9 protein-coding genes and 1 riboswitch are annotated in these 14674 nt (G+C 42.2%); of the genes, 2 read left to right on the top strand and 7 right to left on the bottom strand.

The window, feature by feature from the left end; genetic code table 11:
- Positions 1-139: 139 nt before the first annotated feature.
- The gene (locus K1X82_07900) at positions 140-2533 is read right to left on the bottom strand and encodes a TonB-dependent receptor (GenBank protein MBX7182018.1); all 2394 of its coding nucleotides are present in this window, start codon (positions 2531-2533) and stop codon (positions 140-142) included.
- Positions 2534-2617: 84 nt separating this feature from the next.
- Positions 2618-2736: riboswitch (TPP riboswitch) on the bottom strand.
- A gap of 353 nt (positions 2737-3089) precedes the next feature.
- The gene (locus K1X82_07905; GenBank protein MBX7182019.1) at positions 3090-4520 is read right to left on the bottom strand and encodes a T9SS type A sorting domain-containing protein; all 1431 of its coding nucleotides are present in this window, start codon (positions 4518-4520) and stop codon (positions 3090-3092) included.
- A 14-nt stretch (positions 4521-4534) separates the two neighbouring features.
- Here K1X82_07905 and K1X82_07910 point away from each other — a divergent pair, with 14 nt between their 5' ends.
- The gene (locus K1X82_07910; protein MBX7182020.1) at positions 4535-4936 is read left to right on the top strand and encodes a hypothetical protein; all 402 of its coding nucleotides are present in this window, start codon (positions 4535-4537) and stop codon (positions 4934-4936) included.
- A 184-nt stretch (positions 4937-5120) separates the two neighbouring features.
- Here the strand turns inward: K1X82_07910 and K1X82_07915 are convergent, their stop codons facing one another.
- The 3 genes from K1X82_07915 to K1X82_07925 form a co-directional block, all read right to left on the bottom strand.
- Complete coding sequence (locus K1X82_07915; protein ID MBX7182021.1) at positions 5121-6512, bottom strand: AAA family ATPase; 1392 nt, start codon at positions 6510-6512, stop codon at positions 5121-5123.
- Positions 6513-6615: 103 nt separating this feature from the next.
- The gene (gene rsgA, locus K1X82_07920) at positions 6616-7548 is read right to left on the bottom strand and encodes a ribosome small subunit-dependent GTPase A (protein ID MBX7182022.1); all 933 of its coding nucleotides are present in this window, start codon (positions 7546-7548) and stop codon (positions 6616-6618) included.
- A 27-nt stretch (positions 7549-7575) separates the two neighbouring features.
- Complete coding sequence (locus tag K1X82_07925) at positions 7576-9240, bottom strand: PHP domain-containing protein (protein MBX7182023.1); 1665 nt, start codon at positions 9238-9240, stop codon at positions 7576-7578.
- 24 nt (positions 9241-9264) lie between these two features.
- Here K1X82_07925 and K1X82_07930 point away from each other — a divergent pair, with 24 nt between their 5' ends.
- Complete coding sequence (locus tag K1X82_07930) at positions 9265-9645, top strand: hypothetical protein (GenBank protein MBX7182024.1); 381 nt, start codon at positions 9265-9267, stop codon at positions 9643-9645.
- A 3-nt stretch (positions 9646-9648) separates the two neighbouring features.
- Here K1X82_07930 and K1X82_07935 read toward each other — a convergent pair whose 3' ends face one another.
- Complete coding sequence (locus K1X82_07935) at positions 9649-9957, bottom strand: ATP-dependent Clp protease adaptor ClpS (protein ID MBX7182025.1); 309 nt, start codon at positions 9955-9957, stop codon at positions 9649-9651.
- Positions 9958-9987: 30 nt separating this feature from the next.
- Positions 9988-14674, bottom strand: a 4687-nt coding sequence (locus K1X82_07940) for a hypothetical protein (GenBank protein MBX7182026.1), incomplete at its 5' end; no start/stop codon positions are given.

The raw sequence follows: 14674 nt of genomic DNA on the forward strand, positions 1-14674 counted from the left end.
TCCGCAAATTCCCCAACCCAACTACCTTATTTAACCGTACAGACGCCTAGGACAACCGAAAGGCAGCAAGGGCACACCAAATAAAACTATTTGCCTGACTTATAGGATGACCTTTCTAGATATAGAATCTCGAGCCCTCCTAAAACCTCATCCCCAATCCCACCATAAAATTTCGCCCGGCCTGGGGATAATAAAAGTTAAAGGTATTAAGCCCTCCATAAATATAACTGTAGGTGTAACCATTGGGCTCATACTTCACATTGAACAAGTTGTTGATTTGAACCGATATACTTAATTCCTTCAATACCTTGGTTCTCCAGGCATAATTGATGCGTAAATCGTTGACAAAGAATGGGTCTAAACTTCGACTCTCTTGGGAAGTATTGTCTAAGTATTGCCGACCTACATACTTCTCGGTTAAGGTTAAACTCAAACTATGTTTGGAGGTTTGAATGGGGCTGTATACCAAACTCCCCGCCGAAATAAGCGATGGAGATAGGGCAATGTCGGTTTGTTGGTAGGTGTTAACTACCTGCCCTCCGTTGTCGTAATCGTCTAGGTATTCCTTGAAATTCAAAATTTTGTTACTACTCCAACTGAGGTTGGCTTGAACTACCAAGGCTTTCACAACCTTCACCCCGACCTGTAACTCAAGCCCGGCACGGTAACTGCGGTCTACATTCTGACGGATGTATGCGCCAACATCATTGATTTTGCCTGTTACAACCAACTGATTTCTATAAAACATGCCGTATCCATTCAATGCTATATTCCAAATCTTCCCATTGCGATGGTAACCTAGTTCGATGTCTTGCATCGATTCAGGTTTGGGGCGACTCGACGGCGGATTATCAGTAAAATCGTTTCTAACCGGCTCCCGGTGGCCTACACTGTACGAGGCATAAAGGTAAGAAAAGGCATTGAGGTCGTAAGTTAACCCTGCCTTAGGATTGAAAAACAAATAGTTGACATCTTGCATGGCCTGAGCCAAACTGTCGTTGAATCCCAAAAACCGATAGCCAATATGCCTTAACTGCAAATCTGCAAATAGGTTAAGATGCTGAACCGGTTTCCAGTTGATCTTCAGGTAAGCATTTACATCGGTTTTGTTGGCCTGATCGTTATAATATTCATAGTCCTTGGCAATATTTGGTGCCAGTTCTGCCCAAATAATTTTGCCATAATGCCCTCCATTGTATCTGTTTCCGGCTCCTCCCAATAAAATGTTTAGACTGCGCAAAGGCTTGTAATCCAAGGAAAAGGTAAAACCATAAAAATGATTGTCTAACCACTTTTGGCGGACTAAATCGGTACTAAACAAAGTATCGCTGCCTAAAACGGGGTAATCAAGTCCATAGGAAGCAAAATCTGCATCCTGCTTATACTCTTCGTAATAGCCTTTGCCACGGGTGTAGTGCAAGGCGAAGTTAAAATCAAGTTTGCGGCCCAATTGCTGGTTGAGTAGCATTTGGTAATAATCCTGGCGATAATTGTCGGTTTGGTTTTGATAGGTAAATTCGTTGTAGGTGCGATTGGTTGGAAGGCTATCCTCGGGCACACCGTTCCAGGCTTGATAGGTTTTCTCAACTCCCGAAAAGTGGATAAGCTTGAGGGTAGTAGCTTTCCCGAAATAACCACCGCTTACATAATAAGATTTCAAATTGCTGGATGCCCGGTCAATATAACCATCAGACCCAATAAGCGATAAACGGGCATCAAAAATAAAATGTCCGCCTAGCAGACCTGAGCCAAGCTTGAAGGTATGCTTATGGGTATTAAAACTGCCATAACTATTAAAAATTTCGGCATAGGCTTTTTCGTTCAGGTTTTGGGTTTGAACATTCACACTTCCGCCAAATGCAGCGGCTCCGTTGGTGGAGGTTCCCACCCCGCGTTGCACCTGAATATTCTCCACACTGCTTGCAAAATCGGGTAAATCTACCCAAAACATACCATGACTTTCGGCATCATTCACCGGTATCCCATTGATAGTCACATTAATACGAGTGGCGTCACTTCCCCGGATGCTCATTCCGGTATAACCAACCCCGGCACCAGCATCCGAATTCACCACCACACCGGGCAACTGGTTGAGTAGAAAGGGCATATCTTGTCCAAGGTTGTTTTTTGCCAACTCGGCTTTGCTAAGTTGGTTGTAAGTTCCGGCGGTATTCTTCGATGCCCGGGTTGCCTGTACCACCACTTCCTGGGCCAGGAAAACAGCAGGTTTTAACCCAATATCAAGCTTTTTATTGGCCCATTCGCCTGGATCCAATGCCACGATTGTATCTTTAAAACCTATGAAGGAAATTTTCAAATCAACATTGCCGGATTTGATGTTTTTGATGGTAAAATTGCCCTGAAAATCGCTTTGGGCTTGGTAAAACGTGCCAGCTATCCCAATATTTGCACCCGGAAGGGGTTCGTTGGTGGAGGCATTAAAAACAAATCCGCTTAAATTGGTTTGTGCGGTTGCGATTTGAAATCCAAAAACGCCTAGGGCCCAAAGGCCAATTCGGGTAAATTTTCCCATTTCCTTTTCGTTTTTGCCCATGTGAGAATTCATCCCATACAGACAGGTAAATAAGGAAAACAGGGGCAGCCTTCCTGCAATTATTTAATCTTAACTCCTTAGTCCCTACGCCGGTACTAACCGGATCAGGTTCCTCTCCGCTTGAAAACGAAGAAAGGGTATAATCTCAGTCCTAACAATTTAGGACACCCCTTAAGATTCGAGGCAAAGGTAAATGAAAAATCAGGTAAGACTTATCAAGTTTTTTTTATTTTTTATGATGCGGGCCTTTTTCGCACCAATTTTAGCAAAACTTCCGGGTTATCACTATGCGAAAAAGCCGGGCTATCGCTGCTACTCCTCGGTCCACAGGCTATCGCCGTGTGGCCCTGTGGGGTAGCCTGCTCTATCCCTGCCCGACGCCCGTCCCAACCTGACTTGCAAGAGGCAACAGGACGCACATCGCCCTTTGTTTCCTGCAAATAGCCAATACCAAGGCCTTCCTTCTTTTACTCAACCCAAATGCTACATTGGAGAGACTAAACCTGGCCGCTGCAATTTCAACCCTGCCTATTTTTTATTGCACCAATAGCTTTTGGGAATATTGGTTTTCACCCTTTCTTACTACTATTAAATACATACCGGCCTGATCCATTTTAAAATGGATGTTTGCTTGCTCTGCCAATCCTTGTAGAACTGTATTTCCAAGCATATCAATAACCAGATACGTACTGCCCATTTCCATTTCTAAAGTAAACTCCTCTCCTACTCCTGCAGGATTTGGGTAAACTGAAATGGATTGCTCCCGGGTTGGTTCTGCCACATCGGTTATGATGGTGCACAACGGATTAACTTGTACAGGACTCAATTGATTGGACGGAGAACCATTTCCAACCGATCCCCAAAAATTATCACCCCAAGCCCAAACGCTACCGTCGTCTTTCATGGCTAAACTGAAATTACCCATGGTACCTCCTAATTCTACCACATTGGTCAAACCCAAAGCCATTTGAGGAGTGAAAGCATTTGCGGTATTTCCGTTTCCTAACTGTCCGCTGTAATTTCCTCCCCAAGACCAAACAGTGCTATCGCTTTTCAAACAAATGGTGTGGTTGAAGGCATTGGCGATTCCAATAATACTATCTATACCAATCACCTGTTGTGGATTAGGATTGTCTAAGGTAGTGCCATCGCCCAATTGGCCAAAATAATTCCATCCCCAAACCCAAACAGTTCCATCACTTTTCAAGGCATACGAATGGTTTTGTCCGGCGGCAATGTCAACAATTCCTGTTAATGGCAATTGAAATGGGGTATTTACGCCACTGGATGAAGTGGTTCCATTTCCAATTTGTCCATAGGTATTGTTACCCCAAGCCCAAACGGTGCTATCTTCGGCCAAAGCCAAGGTATGGAAATTACCGCTTGTAAGAGCTACAATTCTAGGCAAACCTGCAACTTGCATAGGTGCTAATTCGCAATAGCAACCGGTTAATCCGGTATAGCCTAATCCCAATTGTCCAAAAGCATTGGATCCCCATCCCCAAACGGTTCCATCCGATTTAAGTGCCAAAGAATGAATGTAACCTGCCGAAACCGCAACGATACTATCCAAACCAAGCACTGTGGCTATATTTAAACTACAGTAACAACCGGAAGTAGTTGGAATTCCATCTCCCAATTCTCCATCAAAATTCCGTCCGAAAGCCTTTACTGTGCTATCGGCTAAGAGAACCAAGGTATGACTGCCTCCTGCACTTACCGATTTCACCTGGCTAATTCCACCCACCGCTAAAGGACTAAGTTCACAATTGCATGCGTTGGAAGTAAGCACCCCTAAACCAAGTTCGTTTTGGTCATTTAAGCCCCAGGCATTAAGGGTTCCATCTTCGCAAAGGGCAATACCATGTCCGGTGCCACCGGAAATGCGCTGTGAAAATGCTTGGCTGGTGAGTACTAAGAATACTGCAACTAGCACTGAATAAGGGGAGTAACTGTTAAATTTCATATTTTGAATTTTGATTGGCAATAGAAGTCAAAGGTAATTTTAACAACATTCTAAGCCCTGAAAATCAATCCAAAACAGGACCCAGGTTCTCCAAAATATTACTAAAATTGACTCGAAATTACCGGCCTGGCTACAGGAAATGGCCGGGAAACAAAGACCATTGGAAACTATTCGATCAGGTATTAGGTATGATTCAGGTTATCTTAACCGAGGCTCGAGGCAAGGATTTTCTGGGAGTAGCCATGAACTCCGAAATTCTTCTGCATTTTCCTATTTTTCCATGGAACATGTGCTTGAAAATCTACCTGGAGTTACACCGGAGTTTGAAAAAGCTGCTTCCATGCAGTTACCTGATAGACACCATGATAGGTTGGGAGTGCACTTACAGACTGAGGTTGCGCATCGGGCAACGATAGAGGCAAGTAGCCCACAGGACACCTACGGCGATAGCCTAGGGGGACGAGGACTACAGCCGAAAGCGTGACCCGAACGCCTTTGCTAGCTTTTTGGGTTTATGCAGTACTGTTGGCGGCGGAGGGGGCCCGCATACTAAGAATTTTAAAAATTGATTTATACGTCATCTGCAGCATTCAACCCGGATTACGCATTAGAATTGCATAAACGCTTGTCGAAATTCACCAGGTAAAGTTGGCGTTTGGCGCGTGTAAATCCGGTGTAAAGCCAACGGTAAAATTCGATGGAGAAATACTCCTCCCCAATCCAGCCGTGGTCGAGATAGACATGATCCCATTGTCCGCCCTGGGCTTTATGGCAAGTAATGGCATAACCGAATTTCACTTGCAAGGCATTGAGATAAGGATCATTTCGAATGGCTTGTGCCCGTTTACGCCGATCCTCCATTTCCTGGTAATCCAGTGAAACCGATTCGTAAAGTTTTTTACTTGCTTCCCAGCCAAGGTTTGGAGATTCAAGAGTAAGCACATCCAGCATAATCGTGCATTCTACCGGTTCATGTCCGGGGTAATCCATCAGGCGTAATGTAGCAGTGGCAAAACGATGTCCGTGCATTTCACGAAAATTCCGGATTTTCTGAACCTCAACGAAATCCCCGTTGGCAATGAATCCTGCTTCGCTATCAGCAGGTAACCAAAAGTAGTTGTTGCGGACTACCATTAAAATATCGCCCCCCCCAATTTCATCGTCGCGGTACAACACCCTAGCCCGTATGCCTTGGTTGTATTGGTTTGCGCGCTTATTACTGCGTGTAATAATTACAGTTTCGTCATGTCCTTGCCGGGCATAGCTTTCATTCAATTTCTCCAGAAAGTTTTCCCCATTCAAATTCATTACATCGGCAGCCATTTGGAGATCCAACCGGTTATCGGGCAATTCCTCGGTAATTTGGCGACGAATTTTAGTAGCATCGGCCAAGATCATGCTATCACTGCTTTGACGAGCTACCTCAGTAAGTTCCATCACCTGAATGTGATTGAGGTAGTAACTGGCCTTAAGGTAATCCGGATTAAGAGCCGGACTAACACTAAGTCCAACCGGAGGCAACTGAGCCACATCGCCAATAAAAAGCAAACGGCAATTTTCACCGGAAAAAACATATTCGAGCAGATTGCTTAACACATCAACAGAATCGGAACTGCTTTTTCCAAATTCAGCATCCTCCCCTTGTATCATACTGGCTTCATCCACAATAAATAAAGTGTCGGTGTGAGGATTGGCTGCTAAAGCAAAAAACATTCCTCCAAACTGGTTGGTAGAGACTTTATATATTTTAGAATGAATTGTTTGGGCTTTTTTGCCTGAATAATTTCCTAAAACCTTAGCGGCTCTTCCGGTGGGTGCAAGCAACACACTTTTCATTTTAATGGCCGGCAATGTTTTAATTATACTTTTTACCAGGCTGGTTTTTCCGGTTCCTGCATATCCCTTCAAAATAAACAATTCCCGATCATGTCCACTTAGCAGAAAATCGGCCAACTGTTTCATAAACGACAACTGGCCATGGGTTGGCTGCATACCAAAGTGCTTAAGAAGCGATGAAAGGAAATGAGCTTGATTATTCAATGGTTGCAATGAAATAAGAGAATATTAATTGCTTGGCGAAGTAAAATTACCGGATTTAATCCTTTTCCCAGTCTTCCAGCAAATCTTCGCTATTCAAAATCCCAAGATAAGAGGTATAACGACTAGAGGCTATGCGGTGTTCGTCTACAGCCTTGCGAACGGCACAACCCGGTTCATTTTGGTGTAAGCAATTATTAAACCGGCAATTTGGAAGTAAAGCAAACATTTCGGGGAAATAATGAGAAACTTCATGTTTTTCAAGGTCAATAACGCCAAACTCTTTAATTCCGGGAGTATCAACAATAAAACCACCGAAACTGAGCTCATGCATTTCTGCAAAGGTGGTAGTATGGGTTCCCTTGCGGTGTGCTTCAGAAATTTCACCAACCCTTAACTTGAGAGTTGGGTCGATAGCATTAAGCAAACTGGATTTACCAACACCGGAATGTCCTGCAAACAGGCAGGTTCTATCTTTCATTTCCTGCTTCAAATCATTCAATCCACTGCCGGTAACAGCCGATACTTTTAGGATTTTGTAACCAATATTCTGATAGAGGAATGCGATGGCGTTGAGGTATTCGGTATCATCGGTATCGTATAAATCCATTTTATTGAAAACCAGCACAGGTTCAATCTTATAAGCTTCAGCAGTGCAAAGCACCCGATCAATAAATCCCATGGATGTTCGGGGACTTGAAATAGTGATTACAACAAAAACCCGGTCGATATTGGAAGCTATTATATGTTCTTGTCGACTTAAATTTACTGAACGACGAATGAGGTAATTGTCTCTCTCCTCAATGGTATTAATCAACCAAACTTCATCATGGCCTTTTATCAAAACCACACGATCGCCTACGGAAATAGGATTGGTGGTTTTACGGCCTTGCAGCCTAAGGTTTCCCCTTGCTCTGGCAACCAATTTCTCACCCTTTTCATTTCTCACCCAATACTGACTTCCGGTCGACTTAATTACCACACCCTTCATTGGCACGAAAATACAGTAATATATTGCTTACTTACCATTTCTTACCCAATTTTCGAACAAATCCAAAGGAAGTGCATTTAATGTATTCTGTTTTAATAATCCAGCTTTACGAGCGACCAAAACACCGTATCGCATATCCTTTATTCCAGCAATTTCATGAGCGTCCGGGTTTATGGAAATCATCACACCTTTTTCCTGGGCATAATGAATCCAACGCCAATCCAAATCAAGGCGATAGGGATGAGAATTCAGTTCAATTACCACCTTATTGGCAGCACAAGCATCAATGATTTTGCGGTGATCGATAGGGTAACCCGGACGAGATAGTAAAAGTCGTCCGGTTGGATGTCCTAAAATTCGGGTATATGGATTTTCAATGGCATTTAATAATCTTCGGGTGGCTTTTTCCTCGTCCATTTTAAGGTTAGAATGAACCGAAGCTATGACCAAATCAAAGGATTTTAGAGTAAGGTCATCATAATCAAGAGACCCATCACCCAAAATATCACTTTCGATTGATTTATACACCCTGAAATTAGTAAAACCGGAATTCAGTTTATCAATTTCCTGCTGCTGTTGTTGAACCCTGTCTACACTTAATCCATTGGCATAAACCGCAGTTTTGCTATGGTCGCTTATGACAAAATAACTTAAACCCTGTTCCTGACAAGCCTTGGCCATTTCGGCAATAGAATTGGCACCGTCGCTCCAGGTGCTATGGTTATGAATACATCCCTTCAGGTCAATGTATTGAATAAGGTCATCCGGCTGTGAGATATCTTTTGCCCAGGAAAGCGTATCCCGGTTTTCACGCATTTCAGGAATAATAAATGGAAGATTGCGAGAAGCGAAAAACTCCGATTCCGAGGAAAAGGAAGTTGGATCAAATGAAACAGCTTCCAGAAATTCAGGACCACTCTGTAATTCAAACAAGCGTGAAGGAAAGTTTGAAGAATCGGCCGGATAAACAACTAAAGGCAATGTACGATTATCGCCCCTAAATAACCATTCAGCTTCGTTTGATTCAACCTGTTCATAACCAAAATCCTGTAAAATTGAAATCAAGGTTGAGTTGGATCCCGAAGATACTTCCAACAGGAATTCCATGCGATTGATTATTTCGCAGGCACGAGCCAACTCTCCAACCCACTCACACCGAAATCCTTTTTCTTGAATCGCTTTCTGAATGGCCAAAGCCAATTCCTCCGCTTCGTAGTAATGCTGCTTCCCTTGATTACTTTGTAGAAATTCAATGCTCTTTATAATTTGCTGTTGGGTTTTCTCTCCAAAACCGGATAAACTAACCAAGCGATTTTCGTTGCAGGCATAGAGCAATTCTCCAATACTTTCCACTTCCAACTCTTTCCAAATAAGCCGAACTTTCTTTGGACCAATACCTTTGATTTTCATCATTTGAATAACACCTAAAGGAGTGTTTTGGATCAACTTTTCCAATTCGGCCATGGTTCCGGTTGAAAGTATCTCCTCCAGTTTGACAAAAATCCCTTTACCAATTCCATCAATAGTCTGCCGTTCAGCTGCCAACATGGTATAAAGTGGGGTTGGAAATTTATCTAAACGGAAGGAGGCAGTATGGTAGCTGCGAGCTTTAAACTCATTTTCTCCATGCAATTCCAGGAGATTTCCCATTAATTTAAAGATATCAGCGATTTCGGAGTTGGATACTAGCATTGTGTGAATACTTTTGCAAAGAAAATGACTTTCAAGAAGCGATTAACATACTACCTGATTGGATTTGGAATTGGGTTACTGGTTGTGGTAATGTTTGTACTACGGGACAAAAAAATTGACTATTGGACACCATCTGAGATGATTAAATCACGCTTGGCAGAAAAACCCTTTTTAACTACTGCACAATCGGATTGTCAACTTCGGTGTTTGGGACTATATCCTGAATTTGTAATGCTCAAGGTAAAGGAAGCCGAAATTGATTATGACAGAAGTGACAAACATGCTATTCCATGTAAAACATACCTATTGATTCACAAAGGAACAGAAATGACCTTTAAAATTTGTCCGCACTACGTTACCTTGGTTTCCATACAACAAACGGGCAAACCTTGCGATTGTAAGTAAGGATTATTCTATTCTGGCAGAAAGTCCTTTTTCCAGTAATGCCTCACAAATAGGTTTTAATTCTTTGAAGCTCCCTGTTTTAACGGAACATTTTCCATTGTGGTGAACAATATAGGCACATTGTTCTGCCTGAAAAGGATGATGTTTACAATACCGAACCAGGCAATAAATTACATGTTCAAAGGTATTATAGTCATCGTTGTAAAGCATAATCTCATTGGATTCTTGCTTTTCTTCCTCCAGGAGCAACTCAGATTCTTCTTCCCATTGGGGTTTAGCAAGGCGAAGTGAATGTTGGAAATTGGATTTCATATTTCGAAAAGTGTCAATCAAATTTACTATTTATTTCCGACTTTTTAAAACAATTTTTTTAGCCTCTTCAACTGATATTGAATTTCCTTTGTAGAAGGCAAGAATAGTCGGCTGAGCTAATCCTTTCCAAGTTAATTCTCGAGTTAGTCTCCATGCATCAGAATAGTTCAGGAACCAACCGGTGGTTAGACTTAAATTACCATGTTGATCCGATTCAACAGTAATTTTATCCAAGTAAGGCAATACTTCATCCGGCAATTTAGAACCAAACAAAGTCATTTCTACCCGATACATTACATCTTCTGCTTCAAACAAATTGGTAGAATCTGAGAGTTGCTTGGTAATTTCATAACGCTCCGTTTTGGTGATATGCGTCATTACCTCCTTGTTACGTGGAATGGCGGAAATTGAATCAATATAGGCAAAATCTGAATTAGCTTTCTCGCTCAATTTACCAATTTTAGACATGGTTTGCCTTACCAGACTTGGATTGGAGTTGGTTGTATCTATATTCGCTAGGATTCCAGCAACAGCATTAAAATTCTTATTGGCTTCTTCCCTTTTTACGCCGGTTTGTCCTTCGATTTTACTAGCAATAATTTCACGTGCTTTGGCTTCTGCCGCTATACGAATCAACAACTCCCTTTTCTTCTTTTCCTCTTTGGATTCGTTGATGGTCCGTTTTACCTCATTGGCAACGGCTTGCGATTCTTTGGCAAGTTCGGTAAGTTTTTTAAGATTGGCCTGAGCTTCTTCCTTTAGACGAGTTTCTTCATCTTGCTTCGCCTTTTCTTCTGCCAATGCCTTTTCTCTTGCAGCCTTTGCAGCTTCCATCTTTTTATTGGCTTCAGCCTGGATAGGGGTAGGTCTGATATTCACAGGAGAAACCTGAGCCCATTCTTTATTTTGATTTTGAAAATGAATTTGAATGGCCGATTCCAACTCTTTGCGAGTTCTGGCCAGGGACAAACTATCAATAACGATAGGTTTACCATTAGCCTTTTTACGAATGTAATCAGCTAATTGAGTATAATTCCAACGTGCTAAGCTATCCTTGGTTAATTGTGCAACATCTTTGGTGGTAGCAGAAGTACCAACAACTGCCCTTTCCGATTTAGCTTTGTCCAAGGCTTTTTGCTGGGCCAATTGTAGGGAATCCTTTTTAGCCTTCTCTTGACGTTTCAGCTCTGCTTTCATTTTAGCTTCTTCGGCTAAAACCAATTTCTTGGCAGCATCTTCTGCTTTCGCAATGGAATCCATTTGAGCTTGCTCTCGGGCATGCTTTTCCATTTCAGCTTTTCTTCTGGCTTCCTCCTGCTTTGTTTTTTCAAAAGCCAATTGCTGTACCTTCTGAATGGAATCAGTTTTTGCCTTTTGTTGAGCTACATTTTGTTCAGCAATAAACTTTTTCCTTTCAGCTTCAGCTTTTTCTTGTTCCTTTAACAAGTTGGCTTTTTGCAACTCCAATTGCTTTTGTTCCGACTCCTTCGAAGTAGCCAAACTTTGCTCGTTTATTTTATCAGTTTTCCTTTTCTCAATCTCTGCCAATAACTTAGCCTCTTTAGCCTTAGCTAATGCTTCAGATTCGTCTTTAATGCGTTTTTGAACATCCTCTTTCAGCCGTTCTTCTGATTTTGCTTTTTCAGGATCTATGGTTTGCTTACCTGATTTCAAATCAGCCAATTCCTGTGCTGCTTGTTTATCGCCAGATTGAGCGCGTTTACTTAATTCCTCTTCCCTTGCAATGGCTATCAAACTAGCCAAAATCTCCTTTTCCTTTTCCACTCTCATTTTTCCAAGCTCTTCCTCGGTTACCACAATAGTTTGTCCGGGTTTGGCATTGGCTTTTATCTGTTGAATTAATTGCTGATTAGAAATGGCTTGTGCATTTCGTTTAGATAATTCCTGCAATTCCTTTAACTTGTCTGCCGGAATATCTTTTGCATCTACTACAACTGTTTTGTTTTGCTGTTCCAATTGAGCCTTTTCAAGTTGACTCAATTTCTTCTCCTTTTCCAAAGCTGATTTCTCTGCTTGGGCAAACTCTTCTGCCAATTGCTTTTTATCAGGTTCAGGCGCTTTAGCTTTCGTTTCTATTGTTACTCCTGCTTTTTTCGCATTAGCCGCTATTGCAAGTCGATCCGCTTCAATTTTACTTTTAAGTTCGGCATCCTTCTGGCGGGCATTTTCCTTTGCCGCAGCCAACAAACTATCATTAAATTTTGTCCCTGCATTGGATTCCGTTGGCTTTTCAGGTGATGGTTTGGATGTATTGGAGGCAGATTTGGCCTTCTCCTGTTCCTTTTTAAGTTGGGTCAATGCCAATTGACGTGCATTTTCCATAGAATCTTCCTTTGCCTTAGACAAACGTTCCATTTCCTCTTTTCGTTTAGCCTCTAAGGCTTGTTCCTTTTCTATGGCTAACAATCTTGCTTTTTTAGAAGAGTCTGCTACGAATCGTTCTCTAGAAATTCTTTCCACTTCCAACCTAAGCTTTTCCTCCTCTGCTTTTGCTTTGGCAATGGCCAGTTGTTCCACTTTTTGAATAGAATCAGCTTTAGCCTTTATTTTAGCCATTCGTTCTTCCTCTGCCCTTTTCTTAGCCTCTTCCTGTTTCAATAATTTTTCGCGAGCAGCCATTTGTTGAGCCCTGGTGATGGAATCTGCTTTAACCTTTTCACTTGCCAACCGATCTGCTTCAGCCTTGCGTATTGCCTCTTCCCTCTTTGCCTTTTCTTCTTCTTGTTTCTTTTTTGCCAAAATCAAAGAATCCTTATCTGCCTGGGCTTTAGCAATTTCCTGAGTTTTTATCAAGGAATCACTTAATCCCTTCCTTTTCGCTTCTTCTCTGAAATTCTTCTCAAATGCCAGTTGCTTAGCTCTACGAGCCGAATCATTTAAAGCTCTTTCTTTTTGAATTTGTTCCGCTTCTTTACTTAAGCGATCTGTTTCTTTCTTTGTACGCTCCAATGCTAACTGATTTGCTTTCTCCAGGGAATCCGTTTTAGCTTTCTCTCTTATTTTGGCAGCCTCTATCTCCTTCTTTTTACCCTCCAAAGAATTGGATTTCTCCAAAGCTAAGCGTTCAGCTTCCGCTTTCTTCTTTGCCTCTTCCGCTTTGGTTTTCTCCAAGGCTAGTTTTTGAGCAGTTTGGATGGAATCAGCTTTGGCTTTTTCTTTGGCTAGACGAACTTCTTCCGCTTTCTTCTTTGCTTCCTCTGCTTTGGCTTTTTCCAAGGCTAGTTTTTGAGCCATTTGAATCGAATCAGCTTTGGCTTTTTCCTTGGCCAGACGAGCTGACTCCGAACTTTTCTTTAATGAATCTGCAACAAACCTTTCCCTTGATATACGTTCTACCTCTAATCTCAACTTTTCCTCTTCTGCCTTTGCTTTGGCAATTGCAATCTGTTCTACCTTTTGAATAGAATCAGCCCTAGATTTAACTTTTGCCATTCTTTCCTCCTCTGCTTTCTTTTTGGCCGCTTCTGCTTTCTTCTTCGCTTCCTCTGCTTTGGCTTTTTCCAAGGCAAGTTTTTGAGCCGTTTGGATGGAATCAGCTTTGGCTTTTTCTTTGGCCAGACGAGCTTCTTCTGCTTTCTTCTTCGCTTCCTCTGCTTTGGCTTTCTCCAAAGCTAGCTTTTGAGCCGTTTGAATCGAATCTGCTTTGGCTTTTTCTTTGGCCAGTCGAGCTTCTTCCGCTTTCTTCTTCGCTTCCTCTGCTTTGGCTTTTTCCAAGGCTAGTTTTTGAGCCATTTGGATGGAATCTGCTTTGGCTTTTTCCTTGGCCAGTCGAGCTTCTTCTGCTTTCTTCCTAGCTTCCTCTGCTTTGGCTTTCTCCAAGGCTAGTTTTTGAGCCATTTGAATCGAATCAGCTTTGGCTTTTTCTTTGGCCAGACGAGCCAACTCCGAACTTTTCTTTAATGAATCTGCAACAAACCTTTCCCTTGATATACGTTCTACCTCTAATCTCAACTTTTCCTCTTCCGCCTTTGCTTTGGCAATTGCAATCTGTTCTACCTTTTGAATAGAATCAGCCCTAGATTTAACTTTTGCCATTCTTTCCTCCTCTGCTTTCTTTTTGGCCGCTTCTGCTTTCTTCTTCGCTTCCTCTGCTTTGGCTTTTTCCAAGGCTAGTTTTTGAACCGTTTGGATGGAATCAGTTTTGGCTTTTTCCTTGGCTAGGCGAGCTTCTTCTGCTTTCTTCCTGGCTTCCTCTGCTTTGGCTTTCTCCAAGGCAAGTTTTTGAGCCGTTTGGATGGAATCAGCTTTGGCTTTTTCTTTAGCTAAACGAGCTTCTTCTGTTTTCTTCTTCGCCTCCTCTGCTTTGGCTTTCTCCAAGGCTAGTTTTTGAGCCGTTTGAATTGAATCAGCTTTGGCCTTTTCTTTAGCTAAACGAACTTCTTCCGCTTTCTTCTTCGCTTCCTCTGCTTTGGCTTTCTCCAAGGCTAATTTTTGAGCCGTTTGAATTGAATCAGTTTTGGCCTTTTCTTTGGCTAGACGAGCTTCTTCTGCTTTCTTCCTGGCTTCCTCTGCTTTGGCTTTCTCCAAGGCTAGCTTCTGAGCCGTTTGAATAGAATCTGCTTTGGCTTCTTCTTTGGCTAGACGAGCTTCTTCTGCTTTCTTCCTGGCTTCCTCTGCTTTGGCTTTCTCCAAGGCTAGCTTCTGAGCCGTTTGAATAGAATCTGCTTTGGCTTTTTCTTTAGCTAAACGAGCTTCT

The organism is Bacteroidia bacterium (assembly GCA_019695265.1).
GTDB lineage: Bacteria > Bacteroidota > Bacteroidia > JAIBAJ01 > JAIBAJ01 > JAIBAJ01.

What these genes read in the sequence shown, in the direction of transcription:
- K1X82_07900 (MBX7182018.1), bottom strand. Translation starts at nt 2,533, where the DNA reads ATGGGAAAATTTACCCGAATTGGCCTTTGGGCCCTAGGCGTTTTTGGA.
- K1X82_07915 (MBX7182021.1), bottom strand. Translation starts at nt 6,512, where the DNA reads ATGCAGCCAACCCATGGCCAGTTGTCGTTTATGAAACAGTTGGCCGAT.
- K1X82_07935 (MBX7182025.1), bottom strand. Translation starts at nt 9,957, where the DNA reads ATGAAATCCAATTTCCAACATTCACTTCGCCTTGCTAAACCCCAATGG.
- K1X82_07905 (MBX7182019.1), bottom strand. Translation starts at nt 4,520, where the DNA reads ATGAAATTTAACAGTTACTCCCCTTATTCAGTGCTAGTTGCAGTATTC.
- rsgA (MBX7182022.1), bottom strand. Translation starts at nt 7,548, where the DNA reads ATGAAGGGTGTGGTAATTAAGTCGACCGGAAGTCAGTATTGGGTGAGA.
- K1X82_07925 (MBX7182023.1), bottom strand. Translation starts at nt 9,240, where the DNA reads ATGCTAGTATCCAACTCCGAAATCGCTGATATCTTTAAATTAATGGGA.
- K1X82_07930 (MBX7182024.1), top strand. Translation starts at nt 9,265, where the DNA reads ATGACTTTCAAGAAGCGATTAACATACTACCTGATTGGATTTGGAATT.